Genomic DNA, 13,839 nt, shown 5'->3' on the forward strand with positions numbered 1-13,839 from the left:
CTCGACCAACCGGTGTCGCCCCGTCGGCTCCACCAGGCTCAGCGCCTGACCGCGCACCCGCGTCCCGAGCGCGGTGAGCGAGCCGTCCTCGAGCGGGGGACGCCGTCCTCGTCCGGGATGCCGGCCGTGGGGCCGGGCTCGAACACGGGCACGACGACGTCCGCGGGCACCAGCGCGACCCGGCCGAAGGCGGTCATCGAGTGGTGCGAGACGCCCTGGTGGCGGGGCCGCGGGTCGGCCCCGGAGACGCGCAGGGACGCGACCGGCCGTCCACCGAGCGTCCCGGCGGCGTTGATGGCCTCGCCGGCGGCCACCCCGGAGAACCCCCACCGGGTGCCGGTGCCGAGGTTGCCCGGTCCCTGCGCGACGACCGCGATCTCCGCACCCGCCACCGCGCGCGCCGCCAGCAGTGCGGTGTGCACCGTGACCGCCTCGAGGTCCCCGCCGAACGCCTGCCCGGCGGTCACGCACGCGTCCACCCAGCCGGCGTCGCGTAGCCCGGCGACGGTGCGGGAGAACCAGGCCGGCAGCGCGCCGCCGTCGGTCATGACGTAGGCGACGCGCGGCGCGGGGCGTCCCGCGAGCGCGGCGGCGTGCCGGGTCCCGGCGACGATGGCCGGGACCGCGGAGTGCAGGTCGGCGACGACGACCGGCATCCCGCCGAGGTCGTCGGCGTCGCGGAGCATCTCGTGGTGCGGCGACTCCTGCTCGTCGACCCCGAGCACGAGCGCCTGCAGGGGCGTGTACCGCGCCTTGACGAGGTGCCCGGGTCCCGCGGGCGGGTCGGCGGGCAGCTCACCGGCCGGACCCACCACGAGCGCGTACCCCCGGTCCCGAGGCCGCGGGCGAGCGCCGAGACGTTGAGCAGCACCCGCGTCCCGACCGCCGGGTCCCCGACCAGCTGCGGGTACGCGAGCGCGCGCACCTCGTCCCCGTCGTCGACCCGCACCCGCAGCTCGGTCGCGCCCGACCAGCGCGCGCCCTGCGACACCACAGTCCCTGCCCGCCACGTGATCACGCCGACCACGCTACCGGCGGCTAGCGTGACCCCGATGCCTGAACAGATCCACCCCGCCGAGCGGCTGCTCAACCTCGTCATCGCGCTGGTCAACACCGTCGGCCGCATGACCAAGGAGCAGATCCGGTCCAGCGTCGCGGGGTACGCCGACGCCATCTCCGACGACGCCTTCGAGCGCATGTTCGAGCGCGACAAGGACGCGCTGCGCGAGCTCGGGATCCCCATGCTGACGGTCGCGGGTGGCGGGCACAGTGCCGACGTCGGGTACCGCATCGACTCCGAGGCGTACGCGATGCGTCCGGTCGACCTGACCGCGGCCGAGCTCGGGGTGCTGTCGCTCGCGGTCCAGTTCTGGCAGGACAAGGCGCTGCGCACCGACGCCGCCCGGGCGCTGACCAAGCTGCGCGCGGTCGGGTCCGCGCCCGCCGGGACCGACCTCGTCGCGGGCCTCGCCCCGCGTGTGCGGCCCGCCGGGGACGCCTTCGGCCCCCTGCTCGACGCCGTCCAGGCCCGGCAGGCGGTCACGTTCACCTACCGGGCGGCGAACACCGGCGAGGTCCGCGAGCGCACCGTCGAGCCGTGGCGGCTGCTCGCCCGCGGCGGCGGCTGGTACGTCGCCGGCCGCGACACCGACCGGGACGCACCGCGCTCGTTCCGGCTCAGCCGCATCCAGGAGGGTGCGCGTCACCGGCGCTCCCGGCGCCTACACGATCCCGGCCGACGTCGACGCCGGCGCGGTGCTGGGGGACCGGCGCACCGAGGTGGCCCGCCAGGCGGTCCTCGCGCTGCGTCCCGAGCGGGCCGGTGCGCTGCGCGCCCGCGCGGTGCCGCCGGACCCGGCGGCCGCCCACGCCCCGGCCGCCGACCCTGCCGCCGCCGACGTCGACCTCGCCGACCCGCGGGTCGCCGCCATGCTCACCGACCGCGACCTCGTCCGCGTGCCGTTCACGCAGCGCTCGGAGCTCGCGGACGAGATCGCGGGGTACGCCGACGCCGTCGTCGTCCTCGGCCCGGCCGACCTGCGCGACGCCGTCCTGCGCCGGCTGCGGGCGGCGGCCACCCTCGACCGGCCACCCGTGCCGGCCCCTGCGGCACCGGGAGCCCGGACACGTCCGCAGCCCGACGCGACGGAGGCCACCCGTGGCTGAGAAGGCGACCGACCGGCTGCTGCGGCTGCTCGGCATGGTGACCTACCTCGACCGGCACTCCGGGGTCCCGATCGAGCAGGTCGCCGAGCACTTCGGGGTGAGCACCCGGCAGGTGGTGGCGGACATCGACACCCTGTGGGTCACCGGCACCCCGGGGTACTGGCCGCACGACCTCATCGACTTCGACGCCGCGTCGTACGACGAGGGCGTCGTCCGGCTGGTCGAGTCGCGCGGGATGACCCGGCCGCTGCGCCTGGGCACCCGGGAGGCGGTCGCGCTCGTCGCTGCCCTGCGCGCCATGCGTGCCGCGGTGGCGCCCGGGCTCGACGACGCCCGCGCCGCCGTCCTCACCTCCGCGCTGGACAAGCTCACCGCGGCGACCGGGGAGGCCGCCGCGGCGGTCGACGTCCGGCTCGCGGTCGACGGCGACCCCGAGGTCGTCGCCGCGCTCGGGGAGGCGCTGACGACGTCCCGCCGCCTGCGCATCCGGTACGTCAACGCGGCGGACGTCGCCGGCGAGCGCGAGGTCGACCCGATCCGCCTGCTCACCGAGGACGACCACTCCTACCTGCTGGCGTGGTGCCACCGCGCGTCCGACGAGCGCCTGTTCCGGGTCGACCGCGTGCTGGCCGCCGAGGTGCTCGACGTGCCCGCGACCGCGCACCCCGTGGCCGGCGACACCCAGACGTTCACCCCGTCGCCCGACGACGACCTGGTGACCCTGGACCTGGCCAGCCCGGTGCGCTGGATCGCCGAGCAGGTGCCGGTCGAGAGCGTCGAGGACCTGCCCGACGGCGGCTTCCGCGTCGCCCTGCGCGTCGCCGAGCCGGCGTGGCTGCGCCACCTGCTGCTGCAGGTCGGGGCGCACGTGCGCGCCGTGCAGCCACCCGTGGTAGCCGCCGACGTCGCTGGGCGGGCGCGCGCGGCCCTCGCCGCGTACGGGGACCTGGCCGCGGATACGCCCGCAGGCCACGGGGCACCGTCCGACCGGCCGGGTGAGCCCGGCTAACCTGTGCCGGTGCTCTGGTTCACGGTCTGGACGGTCCTCGTGCTCGCGACCCTCGCGGGCGCCTTCGTGCTGGGCCGCGACCTGTGGCGCAAGGGGCGCGCGCTGATGGCCGAGCTCGAGCGAGCCGCGGACGTCGTCGGGCAGCTCGCCGACCGCGCGGACGCCCTCACCGAGGCCGCCGCCGCGCTCGCACCGACGCACGACCTGCTCACCGACCCCGACCGGCACCGCGAGCGGCTCGCCGAGCTGGCCGACCGTCGCGCCGAGCGGCGGGCGGCCCGGGCCGCGCGCCACAGCGCGACCTACACCCGCTGGCGCGCGTACACGCGCTGACGCCCCGGTCTTCGCGCCCGGGCAACCGGCCACGCGGGGTCGGCGGGTCGTGCCGGGATCACACCGGCCCACCCGGGGAGCATCGGCCGCGCGGACTAGCATGGACGCAGCCGTCACCGAAGGAGTACCCCCATGAACCTCAGGCCAGCCGAGATCGCTCTCCTGCTGCTCGTCGTGCTGCTGCTGTTCGGGGCGAAGCGCCTGCCGGACCTCGCGCGGAGCATGGGGCGGTCGCTGAAGATCTTCAAGAGCGAGGTCACCGACCCGCGCGACGACGGCACCACGGCGGCGTCGTCCGGTTCGGCCTCGACCGCGGGGCCCACGGAGCCGGCCGCCGTCCCGGACACGCGGGCCGCGGGCACCACACCCCCGCACGGCGACCCCGCGCTCAGCGCGCTGCCCGCCGACACGTCCGACCGCAAGCAGGCCTGACACCCGGTGGGCGCACGCAGCACCCGTCGCCGGAGTCTCGGTGACGGTCGGATGCCACTGCGCGCGCACCTGCTCGAGCTGCGCTCGCGGGTCGGCCGCGCCGCGCTCGGGCTGCTGATCGGCGCCGTCGTCGGCTGGCTGCTCTACGACGTCGTCTTCCAGGTGCTGCAGACACCCGTCGTCGCGCTGCAGGGCGCCGAGCAGGGCACGCAGCTCAACTTCCCCGGGGTGATGGCGCCCCTGGACATGCAGGTCAAGGTGTCGCTGTTCATCGGCGTGCTCATCTCGAGCCCCTGGTGGCTCTACCAGCTGTGGGCCTTCATCACCCCAGGTCTCACGCACCGCGAACGGCTCGTCACCGTGGGGTTCCTCTCCGCAGCCGTCCCGCTCTTCCTCACCGGTGCGTTCCTCGCCTGGTGGCTGCTGCCCAAGGCGGTCGGGGTGCTCACCGCGTTCACCCCGCCGGACGCTCTCAACCTGATCAACGCCCAGGAGTATCTGACCTTCGTCATGCGGATGGTGCTCGCCTTCGGCGCGGGGTTCCTCCTGCCCGTGGTGATGGTCGCGCTGACCATGGTCGGCGTCGTGGAGGGACGCACCTGGCTGCGGGGGTGGCGGGTCGCGGTCATGCTGTCGTTCGTCTTCGGGGCGGTGGCCACCCCGACCGGTGACGTCCTGTCCATGCTCGTGCTCGCGGTGCCGATCGTCGTCCTGTACTTCGCCGCCGTCGGGATCGGCACCCTGCTGGACCGACGGCGGGCCCGCCGCGCCGCCGAGGAGGACGCCGCCTACCTCGCCGAGCACGGGGGATGAGCCGGCTCGGCGTCCTGGTCAAGCCGGCCGCCGCCGGCGGCCGCGGGGCCGGCACCGGCGCCGCGACGGTCGACCGGCTGCGCCGCCGCGGGCACGCCGTGCGGGTCCTCACCCTTGGCGACGTCGTGCGGGCGCCGGACGCCGACGGCCCGGACGCCGACGTGCTGGGCACGGTCGACCTGGACACGGTCGACCTGGACGGCGTCGTCGCGGTGGGCGGGGACGGGACCGTGCACGCCGCCCTCCCGCTCACCGCCGGCACCGGACTGCCGCTGGGCATCGTGCCCGCCGGCAGCGGCAACGACGTCGCCCACTCCCTCGGCCTACGACCCGGCGACGTCGACGCCGCGGTCCGCACCCTCGAGCGCGCGCTCGCCCGCGGCCCCCGCCGCGTCGACGCCGTCCGCGCCGGGTCGCCCGACGCCACCGCACCAGGCCGCACCCCACCCGGCCGCACCCCACCCGGCGCCACCCCACCCGGCGCCACCCCACCCGGCGCCACCCCACCCGCCGGCACCGCACCCACCTGGTACGCCGGGGTGCTGTCGTGCGGACTGGACGCCGCGGTGAGCGCACGCGCCCACTCGATGCGCCACCCGCGGGGCCCGGCCCGGTACGTCCGGGCCCTCGCCGCCGAGCTCGGCCGGTTCGCGCCGTACGGGTACCGCCTCACGCTCGACGACGACGTGTGGGAGTCGCCCGGGACGCTCGTCGCGGTCGCGAACACCCCACGCTTCGGTGGCGGCATCCGCATCGCCCCGGACGCGAGGGTGGACGACGGCCTGCTCGACGTCGTCGTGGCCGGCCCGGTCACCCGCCGCGGGGTCGCCGCCCTGCTGCCCGGCGCCTACGCCGGACGGCACGTGAGCCACCCCGCCGTCCGGGTGCTGCGGACCCGGCGGGTGCTCGTCGAGGCCGCCCCCGACCTCGGCGGGCCGCCGCCGACGGCCTACGCCGACGGCGAGCCGCTCGGCGCGCTGCCGCTCGCGGTCGAGCTCCGCCCCGGCGCGCTGGCCGTCCTCGCGTAGCCGCCGCGACCGCCGTCCACCGGCGACCTAGGGTGGAGGGCATGGCAGACGTCGACCTGAGTCCGGCCGAGCGGTACGCGGCGTCCCGCCGTCGGGCCGCGGCGGCCAAGACCGAGCTCGCCGCCTTCCGCGAGCTCATGGGTTTCCAGCTCGACGACTTCCAGGTCGCGGGCTGCCAGGCGCTCGAGGGGGCCGCGGGGTCCTCGTCGCCGCGCCGACCGGGGCGGGGAAGACGGTCGTCGGGGAGTTCGCCGTCCACCTGGCGCTCGCGGGCGGGAAGAAGGCGTTCTACACCACCCCGATCAAGGCGCTGTCCAACCAGAAGTACGGCGACCTCGTGCGCCGCTACGGGCCGGACCAGGTCGGGCTGCTCACCGGGGACACGTCCGTCAACGGCGATGCACCCGTGGTCGTGATGACCACCGAGGTGCTGCGCAACATGCTGTACGCGGGGTCGGACGCTCTGCACGGGCTCGGGTACGTGGTCATGGACGAGGTGCACTACCTCGCCGACCGCTTCCGCGGGCCGGTGTGGGAGGAGGTGATCATCCACCTGCCCCCCGAGGTCCAGCTCGTGTCGCTGTCGGCGACCGTCTCCAACGCGGAGGAGTTCGGGGACTGGCTGGAGATGGTCCGCGGCGACACCGCCGTCGTCGTCAGCGAGCACCGCCCCGTCCCGCTCGGTCAGCACGTGCTGACCCGTGGCGCCCTCCTCGACCTCTACGCCGGGCACGTCGACCCGACCGCGCCGGGTCCGAACCCGCCGATCAACCCCGACCTCATGATCGCGATGCGTCGCCGTGACCGGGAGGGCGGTGGGAACGGCGGTGGCGGCCCGAACCGCGGCGGCCCCGGGCACCGGGGCCGCGGGGACCGGGGCTACCGCGGGGGCGGGGAGGCCGACCGGGAGGCGCCCCCAGCGGTGGGAGCGCCGGCTTCCGGCCCACCCCCGGTTCGCCGTCGTCGACGTCCTCGCCGAGGCCGGGCTCCTGCCCGCCATCTACTTCATCTTCTCCCGCGCCGGCTGCCAGGGCGCCGTCTCGCAGTGCCTGTCCGCCGGGGTGCGCCTGACCACCCCGCAGCAGGAGGAGGAGATCCGCCGGATCGTCGAGGAGCGCTGCGCGAGCATCCCGCCGGAGGACCTGCAGGTCCTGGGGTACTGGGAGTGGAGCGAGGCGCTGGCCCGGGGGTCGCCGCGCACCACGCCGGCATGCTGCCGCTGTTCAAGGAGACCGTCGAGGACCTGTTCTCCCGCGGCCTGGTCAAGGTCGTCTTCGCGACCGAGACGCTCGCGCTCGGGATCAACATGCCGGCTCGCTCGGTCGTGCTGGAGAAGCTCGTCAAGTGGGACGGGTCCAACCACGTGGACGTCACGCCGGGGGAGTACACCCAGCTCACCGGCCGCGCGGGGCGTCGCGGCATCGACACCGAGGGCCACGCCGTCGTCGTCGACCACCCCGGGCTGGACCCGGTCGCGCTCGCCGGGCTCGCGTCCAAGCGGCTGTACCCGCTGCGGTCGAGCTTCCGGCCGACCTACAACATGGCGGTCAACCTCGTCGCGCAGGTCGGCCGGGAGCGGGCCCGCGAGGTGCTCGAGACGTCATTCGCCCAGTTCCAGGCGGACCGCGGCGTCGTCGGGCTCGCCCGGCAGGCGCAGGCGCACACCGAGGCGCTCGCGGGCTACGCGGAGGCGATGCGGTGCCACCTCGGTGACTTCGGGGAGTACGCCGCGATCCGCCGGTCCATCAGCGACCGCGAGCAGCACCTGACCCGCGAGGCCACCCGCGAGCGCCGCGCCGACGCGATGCGGTCGCTCGAGGGCGTCCGGGTCGGTGACGTCGTCGAGATCGGCGCCGGGCGACGCGCGGGCTACGCGGTCGTGCTGGAGCCCGCCACGCACAGCGGCTTCGACGGCCCGCAGCCGCTCGTGCTGACCACCGACCGCCAGGTGCGGCGGCTGTCCGTCGCGGACTCGCCGGGCGGGGTGCGCACCGTCACCCGGATCAAGGTCCCCAAGGGTTTCAACGGCCGCAACGCCCCGCGCGCCGCGACCTCGCCGCGACGCTGCGCGAGTCCCTGCCCGACGACGTCCTGACGCCGCGCGGTGGGCGCCGCGGCGGCCGTCGCGGCGCCGGGGCACCGGACGGCGTCTCCGGCGACGACGCCGAGATCGCGAGCCTGCGCCGCCAGATGCGGGCGCACCCGTGCCACGCGTGCCCGGACCGTGAGGAGCACGCCCGATGGGCTGAGCGCTGGGACCGGCTGCGCCGGGAGCACGACGCGCTCGTGCAGCGCATCGAGGGCCGGACGAGCTCGATCGCCCGGGTGTTCGACCGGATCTGCGACGTCCTGCAGCGGTTGGGCTACCTCGGGACCGTCGTCGCCCCGACCCCCGCCGACGCGGCCGCCACCGAGGTCCAGGTCACCCCGGACGGCCAGTGGCTGCGGCGCCTGTACGCGGAGAACGACCTGCTGGTCGCCGAGTGCCTGCGCCGCGGCGCCTGGGACGAGCTCGACGCGCCGCAGCTCGCCGCCGCGGTCTCGACCGTCGTGTACTCCGCGCGCCGCGACGACCGGGACGCCGAGCCGCACGTGCCCGGCGGACCGCAGGGCCGGCTGGCCCGGGCACTGGACGAGACGGTGCGGATCTGGTCCGAGCTGGACGACCTGGAGACCGCCCACCGCATCGAGTCCACCGGACCGCTGGACCTCGGCCTGGTGGAGGCGGTGCACCGGTGGGCGTCCGGCCGCAGCCTCGACGCGGTGCTCAAGGGCACCGACCTCGCCGCCGGGGACTTCGTGCGGTGGTGCAAGCAGGTGATCGACCTGCTCGACCAGCTCTCCCAGGCCGCACCGAGCCCGCGACTGGCGGAGGCGGCACGGCGTGGGGTGACCGCGCTGCGGCGCGGGGTGGTGGCGTACTCCTCGCTCTGAGCAGCCGGGAGGTGGTGCCGGGGCTCGCATCTGGGGCCGCTGCAGAGCCGCTGCAGAGCGGCTGCCGGGCTGCTGCCGGGCTGCTGCCGGGCTGCTGCCGGGACCCTGCCGGGCGATGGGGGAGCGCTCGCCTACTGTGTCCGCGTGACCTCCACCCTGTACCGCAACGGCGTCGTCCACTCGCCCGCCGACCCCTTCGCCGAGGCCCTCCTTGTCGTTGACGGCACCATCACCTGGATCGGGGCGGAGGACACCGCGGCGGGCCTGGCCGCGAACGCCGACACGGTGGTCGACCTCGACGGCGCCCTGGTCGCCCCGGCGTTCGTGGACGCGCACGTGCACGTGCTGGAGACCGCGCTCGCGCTGGAGAGCGTGGACCTGTCCGCCGCCGCAGGCGTCCGGTCGCTCGCCGACGCCCTGGCCGCCGTCCGGTCCGCCGCCGACGCCGCCCCGGTCCGCAGCGTCGGAGGTCCCCTGCTCGGGCACGGGTGGGACGAGGTGGCGTGGCCCGAGGGCCGGGCGCCGACCCGGCACGAGCTCGACGACGCCGCCCACGGCCTGCCGGTGTACCTCGCTCGGGTGGACGTGCACTCCGCGGTGGTGTCGACGTCGTTCGCCCGTGAGTCCGGCGTCGTCGGCCTCCCCGGGTGGACCGACGACGGCCGCGTGGAGCGGGATGCCCACCACGCCGCCCGCACCGCGGCGCGCGCGGTCGCCCCCGACCGGCAGGAGGCCCTCTACCAGCGCGCGCTGGCCGCGGCGGCGGCGCGAGGGATCGCGTCGGTGCACGAGCACAGCGCACCGGGCATCGACACCCGGGAGGGCCTCGCCCGGCTGCTCGCGATGACGGCCGACCCGGCGAGCGGGCTGCCGCACGTCGTGGGGTACCGCGGCGAGCTGTGCCGCACGACCGACGACGTCGGCGAGCTCCTCGCGACGATCCCGGGGTTGACCGGCGTCGGCGGCGACCTGAGCGTCGACGGCTCGATCGGCTCGCGCACCGCGGCGCTGCGCGAGCCCTACGCCGACCGCGCCGCCGCCGGTCGGGGGCCGCTGTACCTCACCGCCGACCGCATCGCCGCGCACCTCGCCGCCGTCGCGGGCGCCGGGCTGCACGCGGCCTTCCACGTCATCGGCGACCGCGCGATGGACGAGATGCTCGCCGGGCTGCGGCTCGCGGTCGACGCGGGCGGCACCAGCGCCGTGCGCGCCGCCGGCCACCGCCTCGAGCACGCCGAGATGCTCGACGCCGACACCATCACCGCGCTGTCCGGGCTCGGGGTGCGGCTGAGCATGCAGCCCGCCTTCGACGCCGCCTGGGGCGGTGCGCACGGCATGTACGCCGCCCGGCTCGGCGCCGCCCGCGCCGCGACGCTCAACCCGGTCGCCGACCTCGCGTCGGCCGGCATCCCGCTCGCGTTCGGGTCCGACGCCCCGGTGACGCCGATGGACCCGTGGGCGGGGGTGCGCGCCGCCACAGCTCACCACGAGGCGGCGCAGCGCATCTCGCCGCGGGCGGCGTTCCGGGCGCACACGCGCGGCGGGTGGCGGGCCGCCGGGCTGGACCACACCGGCGCGGGGGAGATCCGGATCGGGGCGCCCGCGCACCTGGCCCTGTGGCGCGCCGAGCACCTCGCCGTCCAGGGCGCCGAGGGGCGGGTCTCCTCGGCCTGGAGCACCGACGCCCGGGCCGGCACCCCGCTGCTGCCGGACCTGAACCCGGGGGCGCCCGAGCCGGTCTGCGTGCGGACGGTGCGCGACGGCGTCGTCGTCCACGACGCGCTGGACTGAGCCCACCGGTGGGCCGAGCGCGCCCACCACCGACACGCCCTCGGCTCCGGGTTCGACACGCGCAGACACACCGGCCGACACGCCGACACGGGCCCCCGGACGGGTGGTCCGTGACCGGGACGTGACCAGCGACGACGCCTCTGACCTGCGGTGATGGTCGCTTGACACCACTGGGACGGCCGGTAGGTTCATGCGCTGTTCCACCCGTCCGGCACGGCGCCTCCCCGCTCTGCGGGGCCGAGGGCGGCACCCAGGGCGGGGCATCCGGCTGGGCCCGCGTGTTCACCAGAAAACAGACGTCCGCTCACGTGGACGTCTGGACCGAAGGACACGCGGGCCGGTCGGGGGAGCGCCCCGTGCTGACGTAACCTTCTCCGGTGCCGCGCCGTCCCGAACCCGCCCGCCGGTGGGTGCTCGTGCTCGGCGTCGTCGGCGGGCTGGTGGCCGAGACCGCGTTCCCGGGCCGTGGCTGGTGGGGCGCGGCGTTCCTGGGCATGGCCCTGCTGTTCGCCGCCTTGCGCCGGGACAGCGCCCGGTGGAACGCCCTGGTCGGCTTCGCCTGGGGGCTGGCCTTCTTCGCCCCGCACCTGACCTGGGCCGACTACGCCGTCGGGCGCGTGCCGTGGCTCGCCCTGACCGTGCTGCAGGCCGGTGCGGTCGCGCTGTTCGCGGCCGGCTGGACCTGGGCGCGCCGCGGCGTCGGCACCTGGCGCAGCCCCGCGCTGCAGGCCATGGTCTTCACCCTGCTGTGGGTCGCGATGGAGGAGCTGCGCTCCCGGGTGCCGTTCGGCGGCTTCCCGTGGGGCCGGCTGGCGTTCTCGCAGGCCGAGTCCCCCTGGGTCGCCTCGCCTGGCTCGGGGGGCACCGCTGGTCTCCGCGGCCGTCGCGCTCACCGGCGTCCTGCTGGCCCTGGCCGTCCTGGCCGCCCGGCGGCTGCGCGTCCTGCGCACGGTGGGCGCGATCGGCACCGCGGCCGTCGTGGTCCTGGTGGGGCTGCTGGTCCCGCTGGACACGCAGGCGCAGTCCGGCACGCTGCGCATCGGCGCGGTGCAGGGCAACGTCCCGACCCCGGGCCTGGACGCCTTCGCCCAGCAGCGCGAGGTGCTGCACAACCACGCCCAGGGCACGCTGGCCCTCCTGGACCGGGTGGAGCCCGGCGAGCTCGACCTCGTCGTGTGGCCGGAGAACGGCACCGACGTCGACCCCCAGGTCGACGACGCCGCCGCCCGGGAGATCGACGACGCGGCGCGCGCGGTGGGCGCCCCCATGCTCGTCGGGACCGTGGAGTACCCCGAGACCGGCGGGCGGTACAACACCGCGGTCCTGTGGGAGCCGGGCACCGGGGTCACCGCGAAGTACTCCAAGCAGCACCCCGCCCCGTTCGCCGAGTACATCCCCCTGCGGGAGTGGGTCCGCCCGTTCTCGTCCGCGGTCGACCTGGTGCGCAACGACATGATCGCCGGCACCGAGGTCGGCGTCGTCCCGCTGGCCTCCGAGCGCCTCGGCCGGACCGTGCCCATCGGGGACGTCATCTGCTTCGAGGTCGCCTACGACACCCTGGTGCGCGACTCGGTGCGTGCGGGCGCCGAGGTGGTCATGGTGCAGACCAACAACGCCTCGTTCGGCTACACCGACGAGTCGACCCAGCAGCTGGCGATGTCGAAGCTGCGGGCGATCGAGCTGGGCCGGACGACCGTGCAGATCTCCACCGTCGGGGTCAGCGCGATCATCAGCCCCAACGGCGCGGTCACCGAGCAGACCGGCCTGTTCACCGCCGAGCAGATGGTCGACACCGTCCCGCTGCGCACGTCGTGGACGCCCGCCACGGCCCTCGGCGTCTGGCCGGCGTGGATCGCCGACGCGCTCGCGGTCGTGGTCGTGCTGGCCGGCACGGTCGGGGCCTGGCGGGTACGCCGCGCCGACCGCCCGGACCCCGCCACGTGACCGGCCAGGGCGGCCCGGCCCGGCGCGCGCTCGTCGTCATGCCCACGTACGACGAGCGCGACGCCCTGCCCACCACCCTGGGCGGGCTGCGGAGCACGGTCCCGGGCGTCGACGTCCTCGTGGTCGACGACGCCAGCCCGGACGGCACCGGCGAGATCGCCGACGCCATCGCCGCCGACGACGACGCCGTCCACGTCCTGCACCGCAGCGGGAAGCTCGGGCTGGGCACCGCGTACGTCGCGGGCTTCGGCTGGGCGCTGGAGCGCGGGTACGACGTCGTGGTGGAGATGGACGCCGACGGCTCGCACCGCGCGGTCGACCTGCCGGCCCTCCTGGACGGTCTGGGCCGCGCCGACCTCGTCCTGGGGTCCCGCTGGGTCCCGGGGGCCAGGTGGTCAACTGGCCGCGGCACCGGCGGTGGCTGTCCCGCGTCGGCAACTCCTACACGCGCGTGGTGCTCGGGCTGCCGCTGCGGGACTCGACCGGGGGTTCCGCGCCTACCGGACGCAGGTGCTGGAGCGGATCCACCTCGAGGACGTCTCGTCGCAGGGGTACTGCTTCCAGGTCGACATGGCGCGGCGAGCGGTGGAGGGCGGGCACCGCGTCGTCGAGGTGCCCATCACGTTCGTGGAACGCGTCGAGGGTCGCTCCAAGATGAGCCGGGGCATCGTGCTGGAGGCGCTCGTGCGGGTCACGCAGTGGGCGGCGCGGCGCCGGACGCAGCAAGCAGCCGGCGCGTTGCGCCGGCTGCTCGGTGGTCGTGCGGGTCGTCCGGGGCGGCAGGACTGACTGCTCACCCGTCGTGCGGGGTGCCGCTCACCTGCTCGGCGGAGCGGTGCTCAGCGGGTGGTGCTCACGCGCTCCGGCGCAGCTTGCCGGCCCGGAGCAGCTCGAGGCGCTCGTCGAGCAGCACCTCGAGCTCCTTGATCGTGCGGCGCTCGAGCAGCATGTCCCAGTGCGTGCGCGGCGGCTTGCCGGCCTTCGCCTCGGGACGCTCGGCGCCGCGCAGCAGCGCCTCGCCGCCGCCCGGGATCTCCCAGACGAGCGGGATCTCCGCCTCGATCGAGAACGGGACGGTGACGCTCACGCCGTTCGGGCCGTCGTAGTGTGCCAGGACACGGGGGGCGAACTCGACGCCCTCCTCCGTCTCCATGCTGTTGGATCCGATGCGCATTCCGCGCAGCGACCGGTTCGCCATCGCCAAGCCTCCGTGGTGCCGTGTCGTCTCGTGCTCTACCAGTGGGTCCAACGCCGGGTGTGCGCCCGGTGTTCCGCCGTGACGTGAAGGTCCGGTGAACGAGGCGCAGGTCACCGTGGTCGATACTGCCGACATCTGCGTCGTCCCGCCCGACGAGAGCCGGACCCCGCCCGACCTGCCCTTCTTGTGCG

At 75.9% G+C, this 13,839-nt stretch carries 11 protein-coding genes and 4 pseudogenes; 13 read left to right on the plus strand and 2 right to left on the minus strand.

Annotation, left to right across the window (positions count from 1 at the left end):
* Positions 1 to 38 precede the first annotated feature (38 nt).
* Positions 39 to 1,291: pseudogene (locus tag REH70_RS10180) on the minus strand (DUF3866 family protein).
* A 19-nt stretch (positions 1,292 to 1,310) separates the two neighbouring features.
* On the opposite strand from REH70_RS10180, the pseudogene REH70_RS10185 reads away from it, so the two are divergent.
* The 13 genes and pseudogenes from REH70_RS10185 to REH70_RS10245 form a co-directional block, all read left to right on the plus strand.
* Positions 1,311 to 1,655: pseudogene (locus REH70_RS10185) on the plus strand (helix-turn-helix transcriptional regulator); the annotation flags it as partial.
* Between the two features lie 40 nt (positions 1,656 to 1,695).
* Positions 1,696 to 2,166, plus strand: a complete 471-nt coding sequence (locus tag REH70_RS10190) for a WYL domain-containing protein (protein ID WP_310754461.1) — start codon at positions 1,696 to 1,698, stop codon at positions 2,164 to 2,166.
* Positions 2,159 to 3,175, plus strand: coding sequence for a WYL domain-containing protein (locus tag REH70_RS10195; protein ID WP_310747019.1), 1,017 nt, complete (start codon positions 2,159 to 2,161; stop codon positions 3,173 to 3,175). The genes REH70_RS10190 and REH70_RS10195 overlap by 8 nt, the downstream gene beginning before the upstream one ends.
* A 9-nt stretch (positions 3,176 to 3,184) precedes the next feature.
* The gene (locus tag REH70_RS10200; RefSeq protein WP_310747021.1) at positions 3,185 to 3,508 is read left to right on the plus strand and encodes a hypothetical protein; all 324 of its coding nucleotides are present in this window, start codon (positions 3,185 to 3,187) and stop codon (positions 3,506 to 3,508) included.
* Between the two features lie 132 nt (positions 3,509 to 3,640).
* Entirely contained in the window at positions 3,641 to 3,940 is a 300-nt protein-coding gene (tatA, locus tag REH70_RS10205) for a Sec-independent protein translocase subunit TatA (RefSeq protein ID WP_310747022.1), read from the plus strand.
* A 51-nt stretch (positions 3,941 to 3,991) separates the two neighbouring features.
* On the plus strand, positions 3,992 to 4,753 hold the full coding sequence (gene tatC / locus REH70_RS10210; protein WP_310747023.1) for a twin-arginine translocase subunit TatC: 762 nt from the start codon (positions 3,992 to 3,994) through the stop codon (positions 4,751 to 4,753).
* A complete protein-coding gene (locus REH70_RS10215) occupies positions 4,750 to 5,781 on the plus strand; it encodes a diacylglycerol kinase family protein (RefSeq protein ID WP_310747025.1) in 1,032 nt (343 codons plus the stop codon). The genes tatC and REH70_RS10215 overlap by 4 nt, the downstream gene beginning before the upstream one ends.
* Positions 5,782 to 5,953: 172 nt before the next feature.
* Positions 5,954 to 7,876: a DEAD/DEAH box helicase gene (locus REH70_RS10220; protein ID WP_310754227.1), complete on the plus strand. Its 1,923-nt coding sequence runs from the start codon at positions 5,954 to 5,956 to the stop codon at positions 7,874 to 7,876.
* 95 nt (positions 7,877 to 7,971) lie between these two features.
* The gene (locus tag REH70_RS10225) at positions 7,972 to 8,715 is read left to right on the plus strand and encodes a hypothetical protein (RefSeq protein ID WP_310747027.1); all 744 of its coding nucleotides are present in this window, start codon (positions 7,972 to 7,974) and stop codon (positions 8,713 to 8,715) included.
* 144 nt (positions 8,716 to 8,859) lie between these two features.
* On the plus strand, positions 8,860 to 10,506 hold the full coding sequence (locus tag REH70_RS10230) for an amidohydrolase family protein (protein ID WP_310747029.1): 1,647 nt from the start codon (positions 8,860 to 8,862) through the stop codon (positions 10,504 to 10,506).
* A 494-nt stretch (positions 10,507 to 11,000) separates the two neighbouring features.
* Positions 11,001 to 11,291: pseudogene (locus REH70_RS10235) on the plus strand (apolipoprotein N-acyltransferase); the annotation flags it as partial.
* A 133-nt stretch (positions 11,292 to 11,424) separates the two neighbouring features.
* Positions 11,425 to 12,450 carry an apolipoprotein N-acyltransferase gene (gene lnt, locus REH70_RS10240; RefSeq protein ID WP_310754228.1) on the plus strand — a complete coding sequence of 342 codons (1,026 nt, stop codon included), beginning with the start codon at positions 11,425 to 11,427 and terminating at the stop codon, positions 12,448 to 12,450.
* Positions 12,451 to 12,488: 38 nt separating this feature from the next.
* Positions 12,489 to 13,239: pseudogene (locus REH70_RS10245) on the plus strand (polyprenol monophosphomannose synthase).
* Positions 13,240 to 13,303: 64 nt separating this feature from the next.
* Here the strand turns inward: REH70_RS10245 and REH70_RS10250 are convergent.
* Complete coding sequence (locus REH70_RS10250) at positions 13,304 to 13,648, minus strand: RNA polymerase-binding protein RbpA (RefSeq protein WP_310747030.1); 345 nt, start codon at positions 13,646 to 13,648, stop codon at positions 13,304 to 13,306.
* Between the last annotated feature and the right edge of the window lie 191 nt (positions 13,649 to 13,839).

Source organism: Cellulomonas sp. ATA003, assembly GCF_031582905.1.
GTDB lineage: Bacteria > Actinomycetota > Actinomycetes > Actinomycetales > Cellulomonadaceae > Pengzhenrongella.

Coding starts and splice junctions, on each gene's coding strand:
- tatA (WP_310747022.1), top strand. CDS start 3,641: ATGAACCTCAGGCCAGCCGAGATCGCTCTCCTGCTGCTCGTCGTGCTG.
- tatC (WP_310747023.1), top strand. CDS start 3,992: ATGCCACTGCGCGCGCACCTGCTCGAGCTGCGCTCGCGGGTCGGCCGC.
- REH70_RS10215 (WP_310747025.1), top strand. CDS start 4,750: ATGAGCCGGCTCGGCGTCCTGGTCAAGCCGGCCGCCGCCGGCGGCCGC.
- REH70_RS10225 (WP_310747027.1), top strand. CDS start 7,972: ATGCGGGCGCACCCGTGCCACGCGTGCCCGGACCGTGAGGAGCACGCC.
- REH70_RS10250 (WP_310747030.1), bottom strand. CDS start 13,648: ATGGCGAACCGGTCGCTGCGCGGAATGCGCATCGGATCCAACAGCATG.